General features: G+C 59.0%; 23 protein-coding genes and 1 other RNA gene. 13 read left to right on the top strand and 11 right to left on the bottom strand.

The window, feature by feature from the left end:
* Positions 1 to 52: 52 nt before the first annotated feature.
* On the bottom strand, positions 53 to 1,093 hold the full coding sequence (locus L085_RS23200; RefSeq protein WP_044031831.1) for a PLP-dependent cysteine synthase family protein: 1,041 nt from the start codon (positions 1,091 to 1,093) through the stop codon (positions 53 to 55).
* A gap of 122 nt (positions 1,094 to 1,215) precedes the next feature.
* On the opposite strand from L085_RS23200, the gene L085_RS23195 reads away from it, so the two are divergent.
* The 5 genes from L085_RS23195 (at position 1,216) to amtB (ending at position 7,257) form a co-directional block, all read left to right on the top strand.
* Complete coding sequence (locus L085_RS23195; protein ID WP_004940330.1) at positions 1,216 to 1,677, top strand: Lrp/AsnC family transcriptional regulator; 462 nt, start codon at positions 1,216 to 1,218, stop codon at positions 1,675 to 1,677.
* A gap of 92 nt (positions 1,678 to 1,769) precedes the next feature.
* Positions 1,770 to 3,545, top strand: coding sequence for a multidrug efflux ABC transporter permease/ATP-binding subunit SmdA (smdA, locus tag L085_RS23190; RefSeq protein WP_044031830.1), 1,776 nt, complete (start codon positions 1,770 to 1,772; stop codon positions 3,543 to 3,545).
* The gene (gene smdB / locus L085_RS23185; protein WP_044031829.1) at positions 3,538 to 5,316 is read left to right on the top strand and encodes a multidrug efflux ABC transporter permease/ATP-binding subunit SmdB; all 1,779 of its coding nucleotides are present in this window, start codon (positions 3,538 to 3,540) and stop codon (positions 5,314 to 5,316) included. Before smdA ends, smdB begins: the two co-directional genes overlap by 8 nt.
* 279 nt (positions 5,317 to 5,595) lie before the next feature.
* Complete coding sequence (glnK, locus tag L085_RS23180; protein ID WP_004940327.1) at positions 5,596 to 5,934, top strand: P-II family nitrogen regulator; 339 nt, start codon at positions 5,596 to 5,598, stop codon at positions 5,932 to 5,934.
* Positions 5,935 to 5,970: 36 nt separating this feature from the next.
* Complete coding sequence (gene amtB, locus L085_RS23175; protein ID WP_004940322.1) at positions 5,971 to 7,257, top strand: ammonium transporter AmtB; 1,287 nt, start codon at positions 5,971 to 5,973, stop codon at positions 7,255 to 7,257.
* A gap of 90 nt (positions 7,258 to 7,347) precedes the next feature.
* Here the strand turns inward: amtB and tesB are convergent, their stop codons facing one another.
* Entirely contained in the window at positions 7,348 to 8,211 is an 864-nt protein-coding gene (gene tesB, locus L085_RS23170; protein ID WP_015376854.1) for an acyl-CoA thioesterase II, read from the bottom strand.
* A gap of 231 nt (positions 8,212 to 8,442) precedes the next feature.
* Between tesB and L085_RS23165 the strand changes: the two genes are divergently transcribed.
* Positions 8,443 to 8,934 (top strand): YbaY family lipoprotein, encoded by a 492-nt coding sequence (locus L085_RS23165; protein ID WP_015376855.1) that lies wholly within the window; start codon positions 8,443 to 8,445, stop codon positions 8,932 to 8,934.
* Between the two features lie 64 nt (positions 8,935 to 8,998).
* On the opposite strand, the gene L085_RS23160 is transcribed toward L085_RS23165, so the two are convergent.
* Entirely contained in the window at positions 8,999 to 9,313 is a 315-nt protein-coding gene (locus L085_RS23160; protein WP_015376856.1) for an MGMT family protein, read from the bottom strand.
* 156 nt (positions 9,314 to 9,469) lie between these two features.
* Here L085_RS23160 and ffs point away from each other — a divergent pair.
* Positions 9,470 to 9,566, top strand: an RNA gene (gene ffs / locus L085_RS24945) — signal recognition particle sRNA small type.
* A gap of 329 nt (positions 9,567 to 9,895) precedes the next feature.
* On the opposite strand, the gene L085_RS23155 is transcribed toward ffs, so the two are convergent.
* The 3 genes from L085_RS23155 to L085_RS23145 form a co-directional block, all read right to left on the bottom strand.
* A complete protein-coding gene (locus L085_RS23155) occupies positions 9,896 to 10,099 on the bottom strand; it encodes an HHA domain-containing protein (protein WP_004940313.1) in 204 nt (67 codons plus the stop codon).
* A gap of 49 nt (positions 10,100 to 10,148) precedes the next feature.
* Entirely contained in the window at positions 10,149 to 10,517 is a 369-nt protein-coding gene (gene tomB / locus L085_RS23150) for an Hha toxicity modulator TomB (RefSeq protein WP_004940312.1), read from the bottom strand.
* 158 nt (positions 10,518 to 10,675) lie between these two features.
* Positions 10,676 to 11,029, bottom strand: a complete 354-nt coding sequence (locus L085_RS23145; RefSeq protein ID WP_004940311.1) for a hypothetical protein — start codon at positions 11,027 to 11,029, stop codon at positions 10,676 to 10,678.
* Between the two features lie 402 nt (positions 11,030 to 11,431).
* Between L085_RS23145 and L085_RS23140 the strand changes: the two genes are divergently transcribed.
* The 3 genes from L085_RS23140 to L085_RS23130 are packed head-to-tail and all read left to right on the top strand — an operon-like array spanning position 11,432 to position 13,903.
* On the top strand, positions 11,432 to 12,145 hold the full coding sequence (locus tag L085_RS23140; RefSeq protein WP_044031828.1) for an ABC transporter ATP-binding protein: 714 nt from the start codon (positions 11,432 to 11,434) through the stop codon (positions 12,143 to 12,145).
* Entirely contained in the window at positions 12,142 to 12,999 is an 858-nt protein-coding gene (locus L085_RS23135) for a metal ABC transporter permease (RefSeq protein WP_044031827.1), read from the top strand. The genes L085_RS23140 and L085_RS23135 overlap by 4 nt, the downstream gene beginning before the upstream one ends.
* 25 nt (positions 13,000 to 13,024) lie before the next feature.
* Positions 13,025 to 13,903: a metal ABC transporter substrate-binding protein gene (locus tag L085_RS23130; RefSeq protein WP_044031826.1), complete on the top strand. Its 879-nt coding sequence runs from the start codon at positions 13,025 to 13,027 to the stop codon at positions 13,901 to 13,903.
* Positions 13,904 to 14,010: 107 nt separating this feature from the next.
* On the opposite strand, the gene ykgO is transcribed toward L085_RS23130, so the two are convergent.
* The 4 genes from ykgO to sdeX form a co-directional block, all read right to left on the bottom strand.
* Positions 14,011 to 14,151 carry a type B 50S ribosomal protein L36 gene (ykgO, locus tag L085_RS23125; RefSeq protein ID WP_004940304.1) on the bottom strand — a complete coding sequence of 47 codons (141 nt, stop codon included), beginning with the start codon at positions 14,149 to 14,151 and terminating at the stop codon, positions 14,011 to 14,013.
* A 12-nt stretch (positions 14,152 to 14,163) separates the two neighbouring features.
* Complete coding sequence (locus L085_RS23120) at positions 14,164 to 14,418, bottom strand: type B 50S ribosomal protein L31 (protein ID WP_004940303.1); 255 nt, start codon at positions 14,416 to 14,418, stop codon at positions 14,164 to 14,166.
* A 186-nt stretch (positions 14,419 to 14,604) separates the two neighbouring features.
* Positions 14,605 to 17,751, bottom strand: coding sequence for a multidrug efflux RND transporter permease subunit SdeY (gene sdeY, locus L085_RS23115; RefSeq protein ID WP_015376860.1), 3,147 nt, complete (start codon positions 17,749 to 17,751; stop codon positions 14,605 to 14,607).
* A gap of 17 nt (positions 17,752 to 17,768) precedes the next feature.
* The gene (sdeX, locus tag L085_RS23110) at positions 17,769 to 18,956 is read right to left on the bottom strand and encodes a multidrug efflux RND transporter periplasmic adaptor subunit SdeX (RefSeq protein WP_015376861.1); all 1,188 of its coding nucleotides are present in this window, start codon (positions 18,954 to 18,956) and stop codon (positions 17,769 to 17,771) included.
* A 142-nt stretch (positions 18,957 to 19,098) separates the two neighbouring features.
* Here sdeX and acrR point away from each other — a divergent pair, with 142 nt between their 5' ends.
* From acrR to mscK, 3 genes are all read left to right on the top strand, one after another.
* Positions 19,099 to 19,782, top strand: a complete 684-nt coding sequence (acrR, locus tag L085_RS23105; protein WP_044031825.1) for a multidrug efflux transporter transcriptional repressor AcrR — start codon at positions 19,099 to 19,101, stop codon at positions 19,780 to 19,782.
* Positions 19,783 to 19,793: 11 nt separating this feature from the next.
* Positions 19,794 to 20,147: a DsrE/DsrF/TusD sulfur relay family protein gene (locus tag L085_RS23100; RefSeq protein WP_004940282.1), complete on the top strand. Its 354-nt coding sequence runs from the start codon at positions 19,794 to 19,796 to the stop codon at positions 20,145 to 20,147.
* Between the two features lie 101 nt (positions 20,148 to 20,248).
* The gene (gene mscK, locus L085_RS23095; protein ID WP_044031824.1) at positions 20,249 to 23,641 is read left to right on the top strand and encodes a mechanosensitive channel MscK; all 3,393 of its coding nucleotides are present in this window, start codon (positions 20,249 to 20,251) and stop codon (positions 23,639 to 23,641) included.
* 31 nt (positions 23,642 to 23,672) lie between these two features.
* On the opposite strand, the gene rsmS is transcribed toward mscK, so the two are convergent.
* Positions 23,673 to 23,852: a pleiotropic regulatory protein RsmS gene (gene rsmS / locus L085_RS23090; RefSeq protein WP_004940278.1), complete on the bottom strand. Its 180-nt coding sequence runs from the start codon at positions 23,850 to 23,852 to the stop codon at positions 23,673 to 23,675.
* Positions 23,853 to 23,906 lie beyond the last annotated feature (54 nt).

Raw genomic sequence — 23,906 nt, 5'->3', positions numbered from 1 at the left:
TTACAGCCGGCCGGGTATGACTACCCGGCTTTTTTTTACCCGAAGCCTGGCGTTACAAATCCGCCAGCTGCACGAGATACGGCTGCAGATCGCCGATGTTGTTGCTGACCCATTCCGGGTTGTAATAAGTATCCAGATAACGCTCGCCGCTGTCGCACAGCAGGGTGACGATCGCCCCTTGCTCGCCGTTTTCCCGCATCTGCTTCGCCAACTGCAGCGCACCCCAAACGTTGGTGCCGGTAGAGGCGCCAACCTTGCGGCCCAGCACGCCTTCCAGCCAGTGAATGGTGGCGACGCTGGCGGCATCCGGCACGCGCAGCATGTTGTCGACCACCGACGGGATGAACGACGGCTCGGCGCGCGGGCGGCCGATGCCTTCGATACGGCTGCCGCAGCTGCCGATCAGGGTGCGATCGCCGTGGTGGAAGCAGTCATAGAACACCGAGTTTTCCGGATCGACCACCGTCAATTGGGTGTCGTGCCCCTGATAGCGGATGTAGCGCCCCAGCGTGGCAGAGGTGCCGCCGGTGCCGGCGCTCATCACGATGTGTTTCGGCACCGGGAAAGGTTCGCGCGCCATCTGGCGGAAGATGCTGTCGGCGATGTTGTTGTTGCCGCGCCAGTCGGTGGCGCGCTCGGCGTAGGTGAACTGATCCATATAGTGGCCGTTCAGCTCTTTCGCCAGCTGTTCGGAGGCAGCGTAGATTTGGGCGGCATGATCGACGAAGTGACAGCGGCCGCCGTAAAAGGCGATCTGTTCCACCTTGCGGCGCGCGGTGCAGGACGGCATTACCGCGATGAACGGCAGGCCGATCAGACGGGCGAAGTAGGCTTCGGACACCGCGGTGCTGCCGGACGAGGCCTCGATGATGGTGGTGTTCTCGGTGATCCAGCCATTGCACAGGCCATAAAGGAACAGCGAGCGCGCCAGGCGGTGTTTCAGGCTGCCGGTCGGGTGGGTGCTCTCGTCTTTCAGGTACAGGCAGATGCCGGGAAACGCCGGCAGGTTCAGGCGAATCAGGTGCGTATCGGCGGAGCGCTGAAAATCCGCTTCTATTTCACCGATAGCATATTTTACCCAAGAGTTTGTCATGATATGGCCTCAGAATAGGGGGCTGGTTTATGGCGTAGCATAGCCTGTCGGCGGGAAAAAAGGATTGCCATTTTCCCTGTTTAATCGCCTAATGGGAGAAAATTTTTCTCCGGGTGGCCGCTATGCTAGATAAAACAGACCGTAAGCTGCTGTGCATGCTGCAGCAAGATTGCACCCAGTCGCTGCAGGCGCTGGCCGATGCGGTCAATTTGACTTCGACGCCGTGCTGGAAACGGCTGAAGCGCCTGGAGGACGAGGGCTATATCCGCGGCCGGGTGGCCTTGCTGGATAACGAAAAGCTCGGGCTGGGGCTGACGGCGTTCGTGCTGATCAAGACCCAGCAGCACAGCAGCGAGTGGTATCAGGCGTTTGTGCAGCTGACCAGCCAGATGCCCGAGGTGCTGGCGTTCTACCGGATGGCGGGGGAGTACGACTACCTGATGCAGGTCGAAGTGGCGGACATGAAAAGCTACGACGGCTTTTATAAGCGCCTGGTGAACGGCGTACCGGGCCTTATTGACGTCACCTCGAGCTTTGCCATGGAAAAAATCAAATACACCACTGCGCTGCCGGTGCCGGAGTGAAAAGTTCACCGGACGGGCGGCTCAACGGTGGTATCCTGCTCTGCTGAAGCAGAAAAAGAGACAAATCCCATAAAATCCTGGAATCAAACTGCGTGAGATTATTTGCACAAATCGGCTGGTACTTCCGCCGGGAGTGGCGCCGCTACCTCGGGGCGGTGGTGCTGCTGATCGTCATCGCCATCCTGCAACTGTTGCCGCCTAAGCTGGTCGGCATCATCGTGGATGGCGTCACCGAAAAACAGATGTCCACCGGCGTGCTGTTGGCCTGGCTCGGGCTGATGATCGGCACCGCGATAGTCGTTTACCTGCTGCGCTATGTGTGGCGGGTGCTGCTGTTCGGCGCTTCCTACCAGCTGGCGGTCGAACTGCGCGAAAACTTTTACCGCCAGCTCAGCCGACAAAACCCGGCGTTCTACCTGCGCCATCGCACCGGCGACCTGATGGCGCGCGCCACCAACGATGTGGATCGCGTGGTGTTCGCCGCCGGTGAAGGCGTGCTGACGTTGGTGGATTCGCTGGTGATGGGGGTGGTGGTGCTGGTGGTGATGAGCACCCAAATCAGCTGGCAGCTGACGGTGTTGGCGTTAATCCCGATGCCGCTGATGGCGATCGCCATCAAATATTACGGCGACCAGCTGCACCAGCGCTTTAAATCGGCGCAGGCGGCGTTTTCCAGCCTGAACGATCAGGCGCAGGAAAGCATGACCAGCATCCGCATGATCAAGGCCTTCGGGCTGGAAGATCACCAATCCAACCGTTTCGCCGACGTCGCGGCGCAGACCGGGGCCAAGAACATGCACGTGGCGCGGGTGGATGCGCGCTTCGATCCGACCATTTATATCGCCATCGGCGCCTCTAACCTGTTGGCTATCGGCGGCGGCAGCTGGATGGTAGTGAACGGTTCGCTGACGCTCGGGCAACTGACCAGCTTTGTGATGTACCTCGGCCTGATGATCTGGCCAATGCTGGCGCTGGCCTGGATGTTCAATATCGTCGAGCGCGGCAGCGCGGCCTACAGCCGCATCCGCAGCCTGCTCGACGAGGCGCCGGCGGTGCAGGACGGCCCGCAGGCGTTGCCGGCCGGGCGCGGCGTGCTGGAGGTGGATATCCGCGCGTTCCACTACCCGGAAAACCCGCATCCGGCGCTGCACGATGTGGCGCTGACGCTGAAACCAGGGCAAATGCTGGGGCTGTGCGGGCCGACCGGGGCCGGCAAATCGACGCTGCTGTCGCTGATCCAGCGCCAGTTCGACGTCGATCAAGGGCAGATCCGCTATCACGGCCTGCCGTTGCCGCAGGTCAAACTCGACGACTGGCGTTCGCGGCTGTCGGTGGTGAGCCAAACGCCGTTCCTGTTCTCCGATACCGTGGCGAACAACATCGCACTGGGCCATCCGGGGGCGACGCAGGCGCAGATCGAACAGGCGGCGCGGTTGGCCAGCGTCCATGAGGACATTCTGCGGCTGCCGCAGGGCTATGACACCGAGGTGGGCGAACGCGGCGTGATGCTGTCGGGCGGGCAGAAACAGCGCATCTCCATCGCGCGCGCGCTGCTGCTGGATGCGGAGATCCTGATCCTCGACGATGCGCTATCGGCGGTGGATGGCCGTACCGAACACCAGATCCTGCACAACCTGCGTAGCTGGGGGCAAGATCGCACGGTGATCATCAGCGCACACCGGCTGTCGGCATTAACCGAGGCCAGCGAAATCCTGGTGATGCAGCACGGCGGCGTGGCGCAGCGCGGCGATCCGGCGGCGCTGGCGGCGCAGCCGGGCTGGTATCGCGATATGTACCGCTATCAGCAGCTGGAAGCGGCGCTGGACGAAGCGCCGGAAAACGGCGAGGAGGCGTTGGCCGATGAATAAAGTGCAAAAGCTGTGGCCGACGCTGAAGCGCCTGCTGGCCTACGGTTCGCCGTACCGCAAACCGTTGGGGGTGGCGGTGCTGATGCTGTGGGTGGCGGCGGCGGCGGAAGTCGCCGGGCCGATCCTGGTGAGCTATTTTATCGATAATTACGTCGCCAAAGGGCAACTGCCGCTGATGATCGTCGGCGGGCTGGCGGTGGCCTACATTCTGCTGGAGCTGCTGGCGGCGGCGCTGCATTACTTCCAGGCGCTGCTGTTCAACCAGGCGGCGGTAGGCGTGGTGCAGCGGCTGCGCACCGACGTGATGGACGCCGCGCTGCGCCAGCCGCTCAGCGCCTTCGACACGCAACCGGTCGGGCAATTGATCTCGCGCGTCACCAACGACACCGAAGTGATCAAGGACCTGTACGTGATGGTGGTCTCCACGGTGCTGAAAAGCGCCGCGCTGATCGGCGCCATGCTGGTGGCGATGTTCAGCCTCGACTGGCGCATGGCGCTGGTGGCTATCTGCATCTTCCCGGCGGTGTTCGTGGTGATGGGCATCTATCAATATTACAGCACGCCGATTGTGCGCCGGGTGCGCAGTTATCTGGCGGACATCAACGACGGCTTCAACGAAGTGATCAACGGCATGGGCGTGATCCAGCAATTCCGCCAGCAGGTGCGGTTCGGCGAGCGCATGAGCGCCGCCAGCCAGTCGCACTATCTCGCGCGCATGCAGACGTTGCGGCTCGACGGTTTCCTGCTGCGGCCGCTGCTCAGCCTGTTTTCGGCGCTGGTGCTGTGCGGTTTGCTGATGTTGTTCGGCTTCAGCGGTGAAGGCGTGATTGGCGTCGGCGTACTCTATGCCTTCATCAACTACCTAGGGCGTTTGAACGAACCGTTGATCGAGCTGACGTCACAACAGTCGATCCTGCAGCAGGCAGTGGTGGCCGGCGAACGCATTTTCGAACTGATGGATCGCAGCCAGCAGAGTTACGGTACCGACGATAGTCCGTTGGCCGGCGGCCGCATCGACATCACCGATCTGAGCTTCGCTTACCGCGCGGACAAAAAGGTGCTGCAGCATATTTCGCTGTCGGTGCCGTCGCGCGGCTTCGTGGCGCTGGTCGGGCACACCGGCAGCGGCAAGAGCACCTTGGCCAACCTGCTGATGGGTTATTACCCGGTCAGCGAGGGAGAAGTGCGTCTCGATGGCCGCCCGATCTCCAGCTTGTCGCACCGCACGCTGCGCCAGGGCGTGGCGATGGTGCAGCAGGATCCGGTGGTGATCGCCGATTCGGTGCTGGCCAACGTCACGTTGGGGCGCAATATCGAGGAAGACGCCGTTTGGCGAGCGCTGGAAACGGTGCAGCTGGCGGATCTGGTGCGTGGCTTCCCGCAGGGTATTCACACCCGACTGGGGGAGCAGGGCAATAACCTGTCGGTTGGGCAGAAACAGCTGCTGGCGATGGCGCGGGTCTTGGTGCAGGCGCCGCAGATCCTGATCCTCGACGAGGCGACCGCCAATATCGACTCGGGCACCGAACAGGCTATCCAGCGCGCGCTGCGTGCGATCCGCGAGCACACCACGCTGGTGGTGATCGCTCACCGCCTCTCGACGATTGTCGATGCCGATTCCATTCTGGTGCTGCATCGCGGCCAGGCGGTGGAGCAGGGCAACCATCAACAGCTGCTGGCGCAGCAGGGGCGCTACTACCAGATGTATCAGCTGCAGCTGGCGGGCGAGCAGTTGGCGGAAGCGGTGCGCGAGGAGAGCCAACCCGCCTGATCCCACGGGCCGCGATCGCGGCCCTTATTTTTCCCAACGCACCACAAGCAGGCAACTCCGCCAGGCTACGCCCCCTTTCTGCACTTTTTCGACGCGACACGCACCAAATCAGTGCGCATTATTTAACCCATTCAAGGTATCGGTACTGCGCCGCGCCGCGGCGGCGCCCGCGTGTCTGCTAATCCGCTGAATCGCCATGCAAAATAAAATTTGGCACAGCCCTTGCTACATATGACGCGTACCAGGGGTGAGTTTGGGCTTAATTCGTGGAGGGGCAATATGAAGCTGGTGACCGTGGTAATCAAACCGTTCAAGCTGGAGGACGTGCGCGAGGCCTTGTCCTCCGTGGGTATTCAGGGGTTGACCGTAACCGAAGTGAAGGGCTTTGGCCGCCAGAAGGGGCACGCCGAGCTGTATCGCGGCGCCGAATATAACGTCAATTTCCTGCCCAAGGTCAAAATCGATATCGCCATCGCCGACGATCAGTTGGATGAAGTGGTTGATGTGATTAGCAAAGCCGCCTACACAGGCAAAATCGGCGACGGCAAAATTTTCGTTGCCGAGTTGCAACGTGTGATCCGCATTCGCACCGGCGAAACCGACGAATCGGCACTGTAACCGCGAACTCAGTTAAGTGATGGGGATGGATTGATAATGAAAAGACTGTTATCCATGTTGGGCCTGAGTTCGGTAACCCTGGTTCCTTCTTTGGCCCTGGCCGCCCCGGCGGTCGCTGATAAGGCCGACAACGCCTTTATGATGATCTGCACCGCGTTGGTGCTGTTCATGACGCTGCCGGGCATCGCGCTGTTTTACGGTGGCTTGCTGCGCGGCAAAAACGTGCTGTCGATGCTGACGCAGGTCACCGTCACCTTCGCGCTGGTCTGCGTGCTGTGGGTGTTGTATGGCTATAGCCTGGCGTTCAGCGAGGGCAATGCGGTGTTCGGCGGGTTCGAAACGGCGATGCTGAAAGGCATCGGCATCGACAGCGTCACCGGCAGCATCAGCCAAATGATCCACGTCGCCTTCCAGGCCTCCTTCGCCTGTATCACCGTGGCGCTGGTGGTGGGTGGCTTCGCCGAACGCATTCGCTTCTCGGCGGTGCTGATCTTCGCGATCCTCTGGTTCACGCTGTCTTATCTGCCGATCGCGCACATGGTGTGGGGCGGCGGTTACCTGGCCGCCGACGGCGCCTTGGACTTCGCCGGCGGCACCGTAGTGCACATCAACGCCGCCAGCGCCGGGTTGATCGGCGCCTACCTGATTGGCAAGCGCGCCGGCTTCGGTAAAGAGGCCTTCAAACCGCACAACCTGCCGATGGTGTTTACCGGGGCGTCCATCCTGTATATCGGCTGGTTCGGCTTCAATGCCGGTTCCGCCAGCGCGGCCAACGGCATTGCGGCTCTGGCATTCCTCAACACCGTGGTTGCCACTGCGGGCGCCATTCTCTCCTGGACCTTCGCCGAGTGGGTGCTGCGCGGCAAGCCTTCATTGCTGGGCGCCTGCTCCGGCATGATCGCCGGGCTGGTAGCAGTGACGCCGGCGGCGGGCACCGTGGGCGTGGGCGGGGCGTTGATCATCGGTCTGGTGGGCGGCGTCGCCGGCCTGTGGGGCGTCGTGACGCTGAAAAAATGGCTGAAAGTGGACGACACCTGCGACGTGTTCGGTGTGCACGGGGTGTGCGGCATCGTCGGCTGCCTGTTGACCGGGGTGTTCACCGCCTCTTCACTGGGCGGCACCGGTTACGCCGAAGGGGTGACGATGGGCCATCAGGTCTGGATCCAACTGGTGAGCGTGCTGATCACGCTGGTGTGGTCGAGCGTCGCCGCCTTTATCGCCTTCAAGATCGCGGGCGCCATGGTTGGATTGAGAGTGCCGGAGGAGCAGGAACGCGAGGGGCTGGACGTCAACAGCCACGGCGAGAGCGCCTACAACCAGTAAGGCTCAAAGCAGGGCAGTGCGCTAAAGACTAAAATAATGATGAAGCCAAAAGGGGCGATGGAAACATCGCCCCTTTCTTTATGCTGCGGATCAGGCGTCGCGTTGGCGAATCACCCCTTCCTGTACGGTGGTGGCGACCAGTACGCCGTCGCGGGTATAAATCTGGCCGCGTACAAAGCCACGTGCGCCGGAGGCAGAGGAGCTCTCCACCGCGTACAGCAGCCAGTCATCCATGCGGAACGGACGGTGGAACCACATTGAGTGGTCAATGGTAGCCACCTGCATGCCCGGCTCGAGGAAGCCGACGCCGTGCGGCTGCAGCGCCGTCGGCAGGAAGTTAAAGTCCGACGCGTAGCCCAGCAGATATTGGTGGATGCGCTGATCGTCCGGCATGCTGCCGTTGGCGCGGAACCACACGTAGCGATGCGGTTCTTCCACGCTGCCTTTCAGCGGGTTATGGAATTTCACCGGGCGCATTTCGATCGGCTTCTGGCCGATAAATTTTTCGCGCACTTTTTCCGGCAGCATATGCGCCAGCTTCTGGGCGATCTCTGACTCAGACAGCAGCCCTTCCGGCGGCGGCACGTCCGGCATCTGGTTCTGGTGCTCGAAACCTTCTTCCGGGCTCTGGAAGGAGGCGGTCATATAGAAGATAGGTTTGCCGTGCTGGATGGCGCTGACGCGGCGCGCGCTGAAGCTGTTGCCGTCGCGCAGGGTTTCCACGTCGTAAACGATAGGCTTGCTGCTGTCGCCCGGGCGCAGGAAGTAGCTGTGGAACGAATGCACGCTGCGTTCGTCCGGTACCGTCTGTTTGGCGGCGTACAACGCCTGGCCGACCACCTGCCCGCCGAACACCTGGCGCAGCCCCAGATCTTCACTCTGACCGCGGAACAACCCTTCTTCGATTTTCTCCAGATCCAGCAGATCGAGGAGGTTTTGCAATGCCTGGCTCATAAAGTTGTTACCTTTCTAATAATCATTTTGCGCAGTGTGCGGAATATCACGGCGCGGCGTCAACATTTTGCGTTAAGGGACCGATGAGAATGCTCTTAATCATGGACGCCTTGGGCTGTTTAAGTGATTAATAGGCGGGGTAAAGTGGATTTATCAGTGTTTTGTGCTAGGTTTAATAGGTGGGGTGGTGAAAGCCACCAACATGTTGATAATAAAAAAGGAGACCGATCCATGAAACTCTGGCAAATCGTAGGCGGTGCCGCGGCACTGACGATCACGCTGGCAGGATGCGCGCAAAAGAGTGCCGATGTGCCTACACAGACGGCCGGTAACCCGGCGGCTGCGCAAACGCAGATTCAGGGCCCGGCGGTGACAGGTTCGGTTAATATACGTCAGCGCATTGCGCTGCCGCCGGACGCCGTACTGACGGTCACCCTCTCTGACGCTTCGCTGGCAGATGCGCCGTCCAAAGTGATTGCACAGCGCGCGGTGCGTACTGAAGGACAGCAGGCGCCATTCAGCTTTACGCTGCCGTACAACCCGTCCGACATCCAACCGAATGCGCGCATCATTCTGAGCGCGGCGGTGACGGTCAACGGGCGCCTGATGTTCATTACCGACACGATCCAGGAAGTGGTTAACCGCAACGGCACCCGCGCCGATCTGCTGCTGGTTCCGGTGCAGGGCGTGCCGATGCAGGCTGCGCCAACCGCCATGCAGTAAACTTACTGCGGTACAGCAAGATGAAATCAACAGCCTTTGCGCTTCGGCCAAAGGCTGTTTTGTTTTACCAGCGCCAGCCGTAGCGTTCGAAATCGACCGTGCTGTGCGGGCCGAAAATTATCCCCTCCGCCAGCAGTGCCTGCCGTTGCCGTTGAAAATCCTCCCCCTGCTGCGAGATCTGTCCGTGGCGGTTGATCACCCGGTGCCAGGGCAGCGTGCTGCCTTCCGGCAAACGCCGCAGCACGCCGCCAACCTGACGCGCGGCGCGCGGCGAGCCGGCCAGCCGGGCGACTTCACCGTAAGTGGTGACTTTGCCGTAAGGAATGGCGGCCACGATATGGAAAACCCGCTGGCTGAAAGAGGCGTCTTCTGGTTGCATATTGCTGTTCCTGCGCGAATCAAAATCCAGGCGAAGAGTGTGCCACAATGCAGGTGGGCAAGAAAACAGCGGTTGGCCCCGGTTGGCTTGCTATTTGGTGGGGCATCGCCGATAATGCCCACCGCTTCGGAGTACAGAAGCCGTCAATGGGGGCCCTGTTGGTTCTCCCGCAACACTAACTTGTGAACTCGGTCAGGTCCGGAAGGAAGCAGCCGCAGCAGGTGACGTGTGTGCCGGGATGTAGCTGGCAGGGTCCCCACCCATTTGGGCTTCGCCAATCCGCGCTTTTGCCACCTCTCCTCCACGTATCTATTATCCATTTCTGTCATCAGGCAGAGCGACACGCATTTCTTTTCTTCCCGCCTTCAATTCTTTTGGATAATGAATTAGCGGTTCTGGGGAGTGGGCACAGTGAGGCGGGCGATGAGATAACCTGTCTCGATTAAAAAAGAAAATTGTTTCCGCGCAATATTATTATCGGAAGAGGGAACGCAAGTGAAGTTTTACTGTCAATAGGAAAAGTACGTATTCAACTTGAACATTGAAGCCGATAAAAGCATCGGCTCAACGCGTTGGGGCTGATTATCTGACATATTTCCAAACGGAGGTGGGGATTTTGTCATACAGTTTGTTCATGGTGAGCTCTGCCAGACGATGATCTGCCGCTGAGTAAAACAGCTCCAGTTCATCATCGGAAAGCTCGTACTTATTTTTCTCAATAACACGTTCGAGAGTATCAATCGTGGTGCATTTACGTAAACGCATCAGATAGTCGGTTTTAGTCATGGTGGCCTTTAGTTTAATAACCGTAAAATAGCTTGGGAATAATTATCCCCTAAGTTTTCATTGTCGTACAGATGTCCTCTCCTGAGAACATTCTGAATAATCTCGCCTTGGTTTTTTGCCAGCGGCGCAGGTCGGAATCATTGATACCATAGCTGCTGAACAGCGTATAGGTATCGTCGAGATATTCTTCGACTAACTCCGACAGGTCAGATTCGTCCATGTATTTAATTTTATAACTCATCACAAACGAAGCGATATGTTCGATCAACTCATTAAGCTGCAGGTTGACGGAGGACGTCGGATCGTTGACCCACCCATGATGACTGTCTCCCAGGGTAGCGATACCTTCATCATACAAATTTTCGCACAAGAATTTGAGCTGAGCAATGTCGTGTCGCTTAGGCGAATACTCATCCATATCATCCCCTCCGTAAGTCTTAATTGCGGTGTGATAACACTATGTGAGTAAGCTGATTTACATCATGAACGGAGGCAGCTTAACGGTGGTTAAATAAACTTCCCGTAAAATGAATATAAATCATTTTTTCGCGTTTGGCCTGTAGTTATTACTTAAACTTACAATTCATCCGCAGTTGATGGGCGTGAGTTATCAATGATGTCGAAGATTAAACCCCGCGCCGTCACTCGAAACCGGACGCTGTCGTTGATGATATCTTCGCTGTTGATATCCAGGCAGGCATTAAAAATGCCCCACTTATAACGATAACTCATTGAATAATCGCTGTCACCTTGCTGCACTATATCAAGTATTTCTAATGAATCTTCGGCATAGCGTGCGCTTTCAGAATAAAAGCTGAGTCCGCTGGTCAGCGCCGGCACTAACTCCGCAATATTGTCATGAACCACTTTCTTTAATTTTTTAACAGAAAGTGCGTTGACGTCCAGGTTACAGGCAAGGGTAACAAGCATTAATCTCGGCCAACAACAATGTTATCTGCTTATCTTACTCCTTTTCCGCCCTCGTCGGTAAATTTTTCGATTTACCGCTGTTCTTTACCTTACGCCAACATTCCAACCGAATGGAAATATCCCTGGGTTTTGTAAGGGGGCGGGGGGAGATCCGCTGTGCGAGGGATTGTTACGTTCCGTTGCATTATTGTCGCGCCATAGCTTGAGCTACGGCAGTTGTTGTGATGTTATATTATAACTTCTACCCATCATTTTGGTCATCACATTGATTCCCACTTCACGACATGGCGCCGCGTCGTCACTGAATTCGTTGTTCACCACCTCCGCCGCCGCGCGTTGTGCGGGGGCCGTTGTGCTGCTGGCTCTGCTGTGGCTCGGCATCTTTTGGGCGGTATCGCTGCCATGATCATCCTGCGTCAGCTGATGCTAGGCTATGGCGCCACGCCGCTTTTCCCGCCGCTTAGCGGGCAGTTTACCGCCGGCTCGTTAACCGCGGTGGTGGGCGTCAATGGGGCCGGAAAATCGACATTGCTGAAAACGCTCGCCGGTTTGTTGCCGCCGATGGGCGGCAGCCTGAATTTCAGTGGCGGAAAGCCGCCGCGCAGAGCTTACTTACCGCAGCAGGCGGAGCTGGATCGGCAGTTCCCGATCGCGGTAAGCGATCTGGTGGCGATGGGATGTTGGCCGCAAAGCGGCATGTTCGGCGGTATGAACCAGCATGCGGCGAGCCAGGTTAATGAGGCGCTGGCGAGCGTCGGCATGAGTGTGCTGGCGCACAGCCCGGTGGGCGAGCTCTCCGGCGGCCAACTGCAGCGGGTATTGTTTGCGCGCCTGCTGGTCCAACAGGCGCCGCTGATCCTGCTGGATGAACCTTTTACCGGCATCGACAGCGCCACCACGCAAATTTTGCTGCAGGTGATTGCGCAGCTGCACCGGCAGGGGAGAACGGTGATCGCCGTGCTGCACGATATGTCGATGGTTGCCGAGCATTTTCCGCAGGCGCTGTTGCTGACGCCGCAGGCTTGCCACTGGGGCGCGGCCGAGCGGGTGCTGGAGCAGGTGCCGAGGTATCACGCCGCCGAACGGCAGCCGGATCTGAGGGCGGTGGCGCCATGATGCTGTGGCATGCGCTTATCGATCCTTTCCTCTCTTTCGGTTTTATGCGCCGCGCGCTGATGGCGTGTCTGGCGTTGTCGCTCAGCGCCGCCCCGCTGGGCGTGTTTCTGTTGCTGCGCCGCATGAGCCTGGTAGGGGATGCGTTGTCCCACGCGGTGTTGCCCGGCGCGGCGATCGGTTATCTGATTTCCGGCATGTCGCTGGTGGCGATGGGCGTAGGCGGCTTTATCGCCGGGCTGGCGGTGGCGATGCTGTCCGGCCTGGTGAGCCGCCGCACGCCGCTGAAAGAGGACGCCAGCTTCGCCGGATTCTATCTGGGCTCACTGGCGCTGGGGGTCACGCTGGTCTCGTTGCGTGGTTCCAGCGTGGATCTGCTGCACGTGTTGTTCGGTTCGATCCTGGCGGTGGATGCGCAGGCGATGCTGATGGTCGGTGCTATCGCCTCGGTTTCGCTGCTGGCGCTGGCGGCGCTGTACCGCGCGCTGGTTATCGAATCCTTCGACGTCACTTTCCTGCGGGTTAACGCGCCGCGCCGGTTGGCGCTGATCCACGGCCTGTTTTTGGCGCTGGTGGTGGTCAATCTGGTGGCGGGATTCCAGATCCTCGGCACCCTGATGTCGGTTGGGTTAATGATGTTGCCCGCCGCCAGCGCGCGCTTCTGGGCGCGCAATCTGCCGCAGACGCTGGCGACGGCGATGGGCATCGGCGCGCTTTCCAGTCTGATTGGGCTGGTGTGGTCCTATCACGCTTCGCTTCCCGCCGGCCCGGCGATCGTGCTCAGCGCCAGCATCCTCTTTTTTGTCTCGATCCTGTTTGGAACGCGCGGAGGCATTTACGCCTTTGCGCGCCGTTGAGAAGTGCCATTTGCAAGGAGAAAATATGAAACGTTTACCTATATCGCTGGCGGTAGCTGCTCTGCTGGCCAGCCCATTGGCGATGGCGAAGACCGTCGACGCCGTCGCCAGCTTTTCCATTCTCGGAGATATCGTCAAGCAGGTGGGCGGCGATCACGTCAAGGTCAGCACGCTGGTGGGGCCGGATGGCGATCCGCACAGTTTCGAGCCTTCACCGCAGGACGGCAAGAAGCTGGCTCAGGCTGATGTGGTATTCGTCAGCGGCCTGGGGCTGGAAGGGTGGATCGATCGCCTGGTCAATGCTTCGGGTTATAAAGGGCAGGTGATCACCGCTTCACAGGGCATCAACACCCGCCAGATGGAAGAGGATGGCGAACCGATTACCGATCCTCACGCCTGGAACAGCATGAAAAACGGCGTGCAGTACGCCACCAACGTGATGAACGCCCTGATCGCCGCCGATCCTGAGGATGCCAACTATTTTCGCCAGCGCGGCGCCGACTACATTCAGCAGCTGCAAAAGCTGGATCTGTGGGCCAAAACCCAGTTCGCCGCAGTGCCACCGCAGAAACGTAAGGTGCTGACCAGCCATGATGCTTTTGGCTACTTTGGACAAGAGTATGGCGTCACCTTCCTTGCCCCGGTCGGATTTTCCACCGAAGCGGAAGCCAGCGCCAGCGACGTGGCGAGCCTGATTAAGCAGATTAAACAGGAGAAGGTTAACGCTTACTTTATCGAAAACCAGACCGATCCGCGGCTGGTGAAGCAGATTGCCGCCGCCACCGGCGCCAAGGCGGGCGGCGAGCTGTACCCTGAAGCGCTCTCCCGCGCCGGCGGTCCGGCGGCCACCTATGAGCAGGCGTTCAAACACAATGTCGACACGTTGCTGAGCAGCATGAAGTAATCTCTGCCCCCCGCCCGCGGGTGGGGGACAGCTTGCAGGCACTTTCTCGCCATAAAAAAAGCCCCGTTGAGCAGCAACGGGGCTTTGCGACAGATGACACTTGGGAGTTAACGCTTTTTCTTACGTCCCTGTACCGCTTTGAATCGCGGATTGCTTTTACAGATCACATAGATGCGGCCACGACGACGCACGACTTTGCAATCCGGATGGCGATTTTTCGCCGAACGCAATGAACTCAATACCTGCATGGGGTTTCCTTGTTACTTATTGCCGATAAAGCGGCCAAAGCGCTGCTGGAAGCGCGCCGTGCTGCCTTCTTTGGAATAGTCTTTCTGCTTACCGGTGTAATACGGATGCGAAGCGGAAGAGACGTCGAGGGTGACATACGGCCAGCTTTCGCCGTCCAGTTCGATAGTGCGATCGGTTTTGATGGTCGATCCCACTTTGAAGTAGGCATTGGCGCTGACGTCGTGGAACACCACGGTGCGATAATCGGGATGGATGCCGGGTTTCATAATGGCTCTCTCGTGTAATGTTATACTATAACAATAATTATGCGCCGACCTGGCATCATGATCAAGCGTAAATTGCACTCACGAGCGAATTAATGAGAACGGTTTGCATTAAGCAACTGAAGCAAAAGAAAAAGGCCGCATGCGCGGCCTTTTCGATTATCGGGTGGAGCTCACATCACTGAGCGATCAGTGGTGCTCTACCGGGTGGCTGTGTTCCAGGTCTTCGTTCTTCTTGCTGAAGCGGCGGCGAACCACCACGAAGAACACCGGTACGAAGAAGATCGCCAATACGGTCGCGGTGATCATCCCGCCCATTACGCCGGTACCAACCGCGTTCTGTGCGCCGGAGCCTGCGCCGCTGCTGATAACCAGCGGCAGAACCCCGAGGATGAAGGCCAGGGACGTCATCAGGATTGGACGCAGACGCATACGCACTGCTTCCAATGTCGCCTCGATCAGGCCTTTGCCTTCTTTTTCCATCAGGTCTTTGGCGAATTCCACGATCAGGATGGCGTTCTTCGCCGATAGACCAATGGTGGTCAGCAACCCTACCTGGAAGTATACGTCGTTGTTCATGCCGCGCATCGTCGCGGCCAACAACGCACCGATAACCCCCAGCGGCAATACCAGCATGACCGAGAACGGCACGGACCAGCTTTCATACAGCGCCGCCAGACACAAGAACACCACCAGAATCGAGATGGCGTACAGCGCCGGCGCCTGGTTGCCCGACAGACGTTCCTGATAGGACATGCCGGTCCAGTCGTAACCGATGCCGCTTGGCAGTTTGGACGCCAGTTGCTCCATCAGGTTCATCGCTTCACCGGTACTCTTGCCCGGTGCGGCCTGGCCCAGAATTTCCATCGACGGCAAGCCGTTATAGCGTTCCAGACGCGGTGAGCCGTATTCCCATTTCGCCGAAGAGAAGGCGGAGAATGGCACCATCTGGCCGCTGGTACCGCGCACATACCACTTGTTGATGTCTTCCGGCAGCATGCGGAACGGCGCTTCGGCCTGTACGTACACCTTCTTCACACGACCGCGGTCGATGAAGTCGTTGACGTACGAGCCACCCAGCGCGGTGCTCAGCGTGCTGTTAATGGTGGTGATGCTCACGCCCAACGCCTTGGCTTTCTCCTGATCGACGATCAGTTTGAACTGCGGCGTATCTTCCAGGCCGTTCGGGCGCACGCCCACCAGCACATCCGGATGCTGAGCAACCATGCCCAACAGCTGGTTACGCGCTTCGGTCAGTTTTTCGTGCCCCAGGCCGCCCTGGTCAATCAGCTCGAAGTCGAAGCCGGTTGCGGTACCGAGTTCGATAATCGCCGGCAGGTTGAACGGGAACACCAGGCCTTCTTTAATCTGCGAGAAGGCGCCCATGGCGCGACCGGCGATCGCTTCTACCTTGTTCCCGGCCCCCGGCCGCTCGCCCCAGTCTTTCAGGCTGACGAATGCCAGGCCGTTGTTCTGGCCGTTACCGTTGAAGCCGAAGCCCGCGACGGTAAACACCGAAACCACGTTGTCCTTTTCCTTGTTCAGGAAGTAGTCAGAGACTTCTTCCAGCACTTTGTTGGTGCGGGACTCGGTGGCGCCGGCAGGCAACTGCACCATGGTCAACAGGATGCCCTGATCTTCGTCCGGCAGGAACGAGGAAGGCAGGCGCAGGAACAGCAGGCCCATGCCAACCACGATCAGCAGGTAGATGATCAGATAGCGGCCGGTGCTGCGCAGGATGTTGCCCACGCTGTCGGTATAGTGATGCGTGCTTTTCTCGAACATGCGGTTAAACCAGCCGAAGAAGCCTGTTTTAACCCCGTGATCGCCTTTCGGGATCGGTTTGAGCATGGTGGCGCACAGCGCCGGCGTCAGGATCAAGGCCACCAGCACCGACAGCGCCATCGCGGACACGATGGTGATCGAGAACTGGCGATAGATGGCGCCGGTTGAGCCGCCAAAGAACGCCATCGGCACGAATACCGCTGACAGCACCATGGCGATGCCCACCAGCGCGCCCTGGATCTGGCCCATCGATTTACGGGTGGCTTCTTTCGGCGGCAGCCCCTCTTCGGACATGACGCGCTCGACGTTTTCCACCACCACGATGGCGTCATCCACCAGCAGGCCGATCGCCAACACCATGCCGAACATCGTCAGGGTGTTTATCGAGAAGCCGAACGCCGCGAGTATCGCAAAGGTCCCCAACAGTACTACCGGCACCGCGATGGTTGGGATCAGCGTCGCGCGGAAGTTCTGCAGGAACAGATACATCACCAGGAACACCAGGATGATGGCTTCGATCAGCGTTTTCACCACTTCGTTGATGGAGATTTTAACGAACGGGGTGGTGTCGTACGGATAAACCACTTTCATCCCTTGCGGGAAGAATGGCGCCATCTTGGCCAGCTCGTCTTTCACACCTTTGGCGGTGTTCAAGGCGTTGGCGCCGGTTGCCAGCTTGATACCCAGGCCGGCGGCAGGCTTGCCGTTATAACGTGCGGTAACGGCATAGCTTTCCGCGCCGCGCTCGATGTGAGCGACGTCGCGCAGGCGCACCTGGGAACCGTCGGTATTCACCTTCAGCAGGATCTTGCCGAACTCTTCCGGCGAAGTCAGACGGGTCTGCGCGATGATCGAGGCGTTCAACTGCTGCCCCGGCACCGGCGGCAGGCCGCCCAGCTGGCCTGCGGCGATCTGGTTGTTCTGCTCGGTGATGGCGGAGGTCACGTCCGTGGTCGTCAGCTGGTAGTTGTTCAGCTTGTTCGGATCCAGCCAGATACGCATCGCGTACTGGGCACCGAACAGCTGCACTTCACCCACGCCGGACGAACGGCTGATCGGATCCTTGATGTTGGACGCCACGTAGTCCGCAATATCGTCCTGCGTCATGTTCGGATCGTCGGAAACGAAGCCGGCCACCATCAGGAAGCTGCTGCTGGATTTTTCTACTTTCAGGCCCTGTTGCTGAACTTCTTGCGGCAGCAACGGGGTGGCCAACGACAGTTTGTTCTGAACCTGAACCTGCGCGATGTCAGGATCGGTGCCGGATTCAAACGTCAGGGTAATGGTGACGCTACCAGAGGAATCACTGGTGGAGGACATGTACATCAGGTTATCGATACCGTTCATGTTCTGTTCGATAATCTGTGTGACGGTATCCTGCACCGTTTTGGCATCTGCGCCCGGGTAGTTGGCGGAAATACTCACCGCCGGCGGTGCAATAGTGGGATACTGCGCGATTGGCAGTTTCATTATTGCAAGCACCCCCGCCAACATGACGATGATGGCGATTACCCAGGCGAAAATTGGGCGGTCTATAAAGAACTTAGCCATGTATTACAGGCTCCTTTTTATGACTTCTGCGCTTCAGACTGCGGCTGTTTTTGCGCCTGAGTGTCAACTTCCTGCACTTTTACCTGCGCGCCCGGATGCACTTTCATCAGGCCGGAGACGATCACGCGATCGCCGGCTTTCAGGCCATCGGTAACCAGCCATTTGTCGCCAATCGCCTGGTCCGCCTTCAGCGTGCGCAGCTCAACTTTGTTGTCTGCCCCTACCACCAACGCCGTCGCGTCGCCGCGCGGGTTGCGGGTGACGCCCTGTTGAGGCACCAGCAACGCATCGCTGCGTACGCCTTCGTCCAGACGGGCGCGCACGAACATGCCAGGCAACAGCGTATCGTTCGGGTTAGGGAACAGGGCGCGAATGGTGATGGAGCCTGTGGTCTCATCGACGGTGACGTCAGAGAACTCCAGCGTGCCTTCCTGCGCGTATTCGGTGCCGTTTTCCAGCATCAGTTTCACCTTGGCCTTACCGTTTTCCTGCTTCAGCGCGCCGCTGGCCAGTTCTTGCTTCAGGCGCAGGAAGTCGGTGCTCGACTGGGTGACGTCGACATACATCGGATCCAGCTGCTGCACGGTGGACAGGGCGGTTGCCTGGCCGTTGCTGACCAGCGCGCCTTCGGTCACGGCGGATTTGCCGATGCGGCCGGAGATCGGAGAGGTCACCTTGGTGTACGCCAGGTTGATGCGCGCGGTTTCCACGGCGGCCTTGGCGGCCACCACGGCGGCATCCGCTTGCTGCAGCGTGGAGACGGCGTTGTCGTAGTCCTGCTTACTGATATAGCTGGTGCCCAGCAATGGCTTGTAGCGGTTTACCGTCACGCGCGCGATGGAAGCGCTGGCCTGCGCTTTGGCCAAATCGCCTTTCGCGCTGTCGTAGCTGGCCTGATAGGTCGCGGGATCGATTTGGTACAGAGACGTCCCGGCCTTGATATCGCTGCCTTCAACGAAATTACGCTTCAGGATGATGCCGCTGACCTGAGGGCGAACTTCGGCGATGCGATACGCAGCGGTGCGGCCAGGAAGATCGGTAGTGATATTGAGAGGCTCGGCCTTCAAAGTGACTACGCCCACTTCAGGAGCCTGCTGTTGGGCGCCTTGCTGTTGGGTTTCTTTATCGTTACATCCTGTTAGCACTAAGCTGCCTGAAAGCATCAGAACGGCCGCCAGAGGCGTTAACCCTCTGTTTTTGTTCATAGAAAAACCTCAAGTGTCCGATTTCAAAATGATCAATGGATCACAAGCTTTAAAACCCATTGCTGCGTTAATTATATGTGCGTGCTATGGTACATACATTCGCGAATGTATGTAAATCACACTCCCCCTAAATAACAATGCCATGGCACGAAAAACCAAACAGCAGGCGCAAGAAACCCGACAGCAAATCCTCGATGCTGCGGTGAGAGAGTTCTCTGAACGTGGCGTTGCTGCAACGTCACTGACAGATATTGCCACCGCTGCCGGGGTTACGCGTGGAGCCATTTACTGGCACTTCAAGAATAAGGTAGACCTGTTTAATGAAGTTTGGGAATCTACCGAGCCGAAAATTGACCAGCTCGAAACAGAGTATCAGGCAAAGTTTCCCGATAATCCACTGCGGGTTATCCGGGAAATTCTGATTTACATTCTGACGTCTACGGTTGAAGACGGCCGCAGGCGGGCGTTGATGGAGATTATATTCCACAAATGCGAGTTTGTCGGTGAAATGATGCCGTTGCTGGATTCGCGCAAGGTGTTGTACCTCGCCGGTTACGAACGCATCGAAGCGGTGCTGTATAACTGCATTCACCACGAGCAATTGCCCGCCGATTTGCATACCCGCCGTGCGGCGATCATCCTGCGCGGTTATATCACCGGCCTGATGGAAAACTGGCTGTTTATGCCGGAAAGTTTCGATCTGCGGGCCGAAGCCGAAGCGCTGGTGGATGCGTTTTTGGAGATGCTGCAGTTTTGCCCCACCTTGCGCCTCAGATCCGATATGCCGACGGCAGCACCGTCCAACGCCGGCTCCCTGCCTTTATAAGGAGAGATTTCATGTCATCAGTCGTTCTCATCGCCAATGGCGCCGCCTATGGCCACGAATCCTTGTTCAATGCGCTGCGGTTGGCCATCGCCATGAAAGAGCAGCAGAGCAGTCTCGATCTGCGGCTGTTTCTGATGTCCGATGCGGTGGTGGCCGGGTTGGCCGGGCAGCAGCCGCACGAGGGGTACCACCTGCAGCAGATGCTGGAAATCCTCACCGCGCAGCAGGTGCCGGTCAAGCTGTGCAAGACCTGCGCCGACGCGCGCGGCGTCAGCCGCTTGCCGCTGGCGGACGGCGTGGCGATCGGCACGCTGGTCGAGCTGGCGCAGTGGACGCTGGCGGCGGAGAAAGTGCTGACTTTCTGATTTCGCGACAATGGGACATCACCGGCAACGCTTTTGTTGTTCGTTGCCTGCCGGCTGTCGTGATAATCTTCAGGCTTCTTAACCGATTCCGAAGCTAAATCATGCATCGCTGGTTGACTCTGCCCTCTCTGGCGCCGCGCTCGTTTGTCGGCGCATGCCGGCGGCGCATCGCCGCCGCGACACTTCTTTTCCTGATTTGCGCGCTGAGCTTGCCGACACAGGCGGCGCTGAACGGCGATCTGCCGCAGCGCAGCGAAGTGCAAAGCCAGCTGGAAACGCTGAGCAAGCAAAAAGCCCTGACGCCGGTCGAAAAGCTGTCCCAACAGGATTTAACCCGCACGCTGGAGCTGCTGGACGCCCTCGAGCGCAATCGGCAGGACGCCGCGCAGCTTAAACAGCAGGTGCAGCAGGCGCCGGCGAAGCTCAATCAGGTCACTGCCGAACTGGATGCGCTGAAGCAGCCGGTGGACAATGCGGCGGCGCGCGCTGCGCTGTTGCCGCTGTCGCTGCGCCAGTTGGAAAGCCGGCTGTATCAAACGCTCGACGAGCTGCAAAGCGCGCAGGAGAGCCTCTCCACCTACAACAGCCAACTGGTGTCGCTGCAAACCCAGCCCGAGCGGGTACAAAGCACCATGTACGCCGCCTCGCAGCGCCTGCAGGAGATCCGCAGCCAGCTCAGCGGCCAGACGCCGGGGCAAGATTCGCTGCGCAACAGTCAACAGGTGATGCTGAGCACCGAGCAGGCGCTGCTCAATGCGCAGCTGGAGCTGCAGCGCAAGAGCCTGGAAGCCAATACCACGCTGCAGGATCTGCTGCAAAAGCAGCGCGACTACACCACGGCGCATATCGACGCGCTGGATAAGTCAGTGCAGTTGCTGCAGGAGATCGTCAACAGCAAGCGGTTGACGCTGTCTGAAAAGACCGCCAAAGAGGCGCAGAACCCGGAAGACGCCACCGATATCCAGCACGATCAGCTGGTCAGCAAGCAGCTGGACGTCAACCGCCAACTGAGCCAGCGGCTGATTGCCGCCACCGAAGAGAGCAACACCCTGTTCCAGCAGAATATTCGGGTCAAAAACTGGCTCGATCGCGGGCTGCAGGCGGAGCGTAACCTGAAAGAGCAGATCCAGGTGCTGAAGGGCAGCCTGGTGCTGTCGCGCATCCTGTATCAGCAGCAGCAGAGCCTGCCGCAGGGCACGCTGTTGGCGGATATGGACACGCGCATCGCCGATTTGCGGCTGGAGCAGTTCGATATCAATCAGCAACGCGACGATCTGTTCAAGGGGGAGGATTACATCAACCAGCTGGTGGCCGAAAGCAAGGAAAAGGCCGGCCCGGAAGTGATCGACGCGTTGAACGAGATCGTCGACATGCGCCGCGAGCTGTTGGATCAGCTGAACAAACAGCTCAGCAACCAGCTGTCGTTGTCGATCAACCTGCAGATCAATCAGCAGCAGCTCACCAGCGTCTACGGTTCGTTGCAGGATACGCTGACCCAGCAGATCTTCTGGGTCAACAGCAACAAGCCGGTCGATCTGGCGTGGCTGAAGGCGATGCCGGAGGCGGTGCGCGATCAGCTTGCCGGGCTAGATATCAAATTCGACGGCGGCAAGCTGGTACAGGGCGGGTTGAATGCGCTGGTGTTCCTGATCCCGATGCTGTTGGCGATCGGGGTATTGCGCTGGCGCTACCGGCTGATCGACGGCCATTTGCAAAAGCTGGCCAACGACGTGGGGCAACTTAAGCGCGACGGCCAACTGCACACGCCGAAGGCCATCGCGCTGACCTTGCTGAAGGTATTGCCCGGCGCCGCGCTGCTGCTCGGCGTCGGTTTCTGGATGTATCGCGCCGATTTCGGCATCAGCGACTTTATCTGGGCATTGTCGCAGCAGCTGGCGCTGTCGTGGCTGGTGTTCGGCTTCAGCTATCGCATGCTGAAACCGGGCGGCATTGCCGAGCGGCATTTCAACTTCGGCGCCAATCTGTGCGCGCATTACCGCCGGCAGACGCTGCGGCTGGGATTGGCGCTGCAGCCGCTGATCTTCTGGTCGGTATTGGGCGAAAAAGCGCCGCTGCGCCTAGTGGAAGACGTTATCGGCCAGATCGTGGTGATGCTGACGCTGGCGCTGCTCGCGGTGCTGGTATTCCCGCTGTGTCGCGACAGCTGGCGCGAAAAGGGCTCGCACGCCGTGCGGCTGATGGTGGTTACTGCCATAGCCGCCACGCCGCTGATCCTGCTGGGGCTGATGTTCGCCGGTTACTTCTATACCACGCTGCGACTGGCCAGCCGCTGGATAGACAGCCTGTATCTGTTTTTCCTGTGGAATATCGTATACCTGACCGCGCTGCGCGGTCTGAGCGTGGCGGCGCGGCGTCTGGCTTACCGGCGCGCGTTGGCGCGGCGGCAAAACGTGGCGAAAGAAGGAGCCGAAGGCGGTGAACCGGTGGTGGAAGAGCCGCCGCTGGCGCTCGATCAGATCAACCAGCAGTCGCTGCGCCTGACCACCCTGGTGCTGTTCGCCATCTTCGCCAGCGCCTTCTATGCCATTTGGTCGGATCTGGTGACGGTCATCGCCTATCTGGACAGCATCACGCTGTGGCATTACACCAGCACCGTGGCGGGCAGCAGCGTGGCGCAGGCGGTGACGCTGGGCAACATGATGGTGGCGATCGCCGCAGTGATCGTCGCCTACGTGCTCACCCGCAACTTGCCTGGTCTGCTGGAGGTGGTGGTGCTGTCGCGGCTGCAGTTGCGGCAGGGGGCGTCTTACGCCATCACCACCGTGCTCACTTACCTGATTACCGCCGTGGGCGCCGTGGTGGCGCTGGGATCGCTCGGCGTCTCCTGGGACAAACTGCAATGGCTGGCCGCCGGTCTGACGGTCGGGCTGGGCTTCGGGTTGCAGGAGATCTTCGCCAACTTCGTCTCCGGCCTGATCATTCTGTTCGAACGCCCGATCCGCATCGGCGATACCATCACCATCGGCACCTTCTCCGGTTCGGTCAGCAAGATCCGCATTCGCGCCACCACCATTACCGACTTCGATCGCAAAGAGGTGATCATTCCGAACAAGGCGTTCGTCACCGAACGGTTGATTAACTGGTCGCTGTCCGACACCATCACTCGCGTGCTGATCAAGGTCGGCGTGGCCTACGGCTCCGATCTCGACAAGGTGAAAAAGGTGCTGCTGCAGGCGGCGCACGACAATCCGCGGGTCATGACCGATCCCGAACCGCAGGTGTTCTTCCTCAACTTCGGTGCCAGCACGCTGGATCACGAACTGCGGCTCTATGTGCGCGAACTGCGCGATCGCAGCTACACTGTGGACGAACTGAATCGCTCAATCGACCGCCTGTGCCGGGAAAACGGCATCGACATTGCCTTCAATCAGCTGGAGGTGTATCTGCATAACCAGCAGGGCAATGAAGTGCAGGAAGTGAAAAGAACGCTGTCGCCGGACGACGGCGACCAGACGGCGGCGGATAAGCAATGAAAGGCGGAAGGGACAGCGGCGCTGTCCCTGGTTACTGTCCGGCGGGCAGATAGGGCGAGGTGACGCCGGCGCGCTGCAGCTTTTCCTGATAATCCCGTTTGACGATATCCAGCGCCGCCAGTGCGGTGACCGGATCGATCTCGTTGCATTCCAGCAGGTAAATCAAGTCTACCGCCAGCTGCAGTTCGGGTGAGGCGTTTTCCAGAGACATAGCACCTGCGCTTATTAATTAATGGGATGAATAACTCGCGTACCGGCAGAGTAT

Source organism: Serratia sp. FS14, from assembly GCF_000695995.1.
Lineage (GTDB): Bacteria > Pseudomonadota > Gammaproteobacteria > Enterobacterales > Enterobacteriaceae > Serratia > Serratia nematodiphila.
Note: the sequence above shows the minus strand (reverse complement) of the source record. Positions and strands in the feature narration are given on the sequence as shown.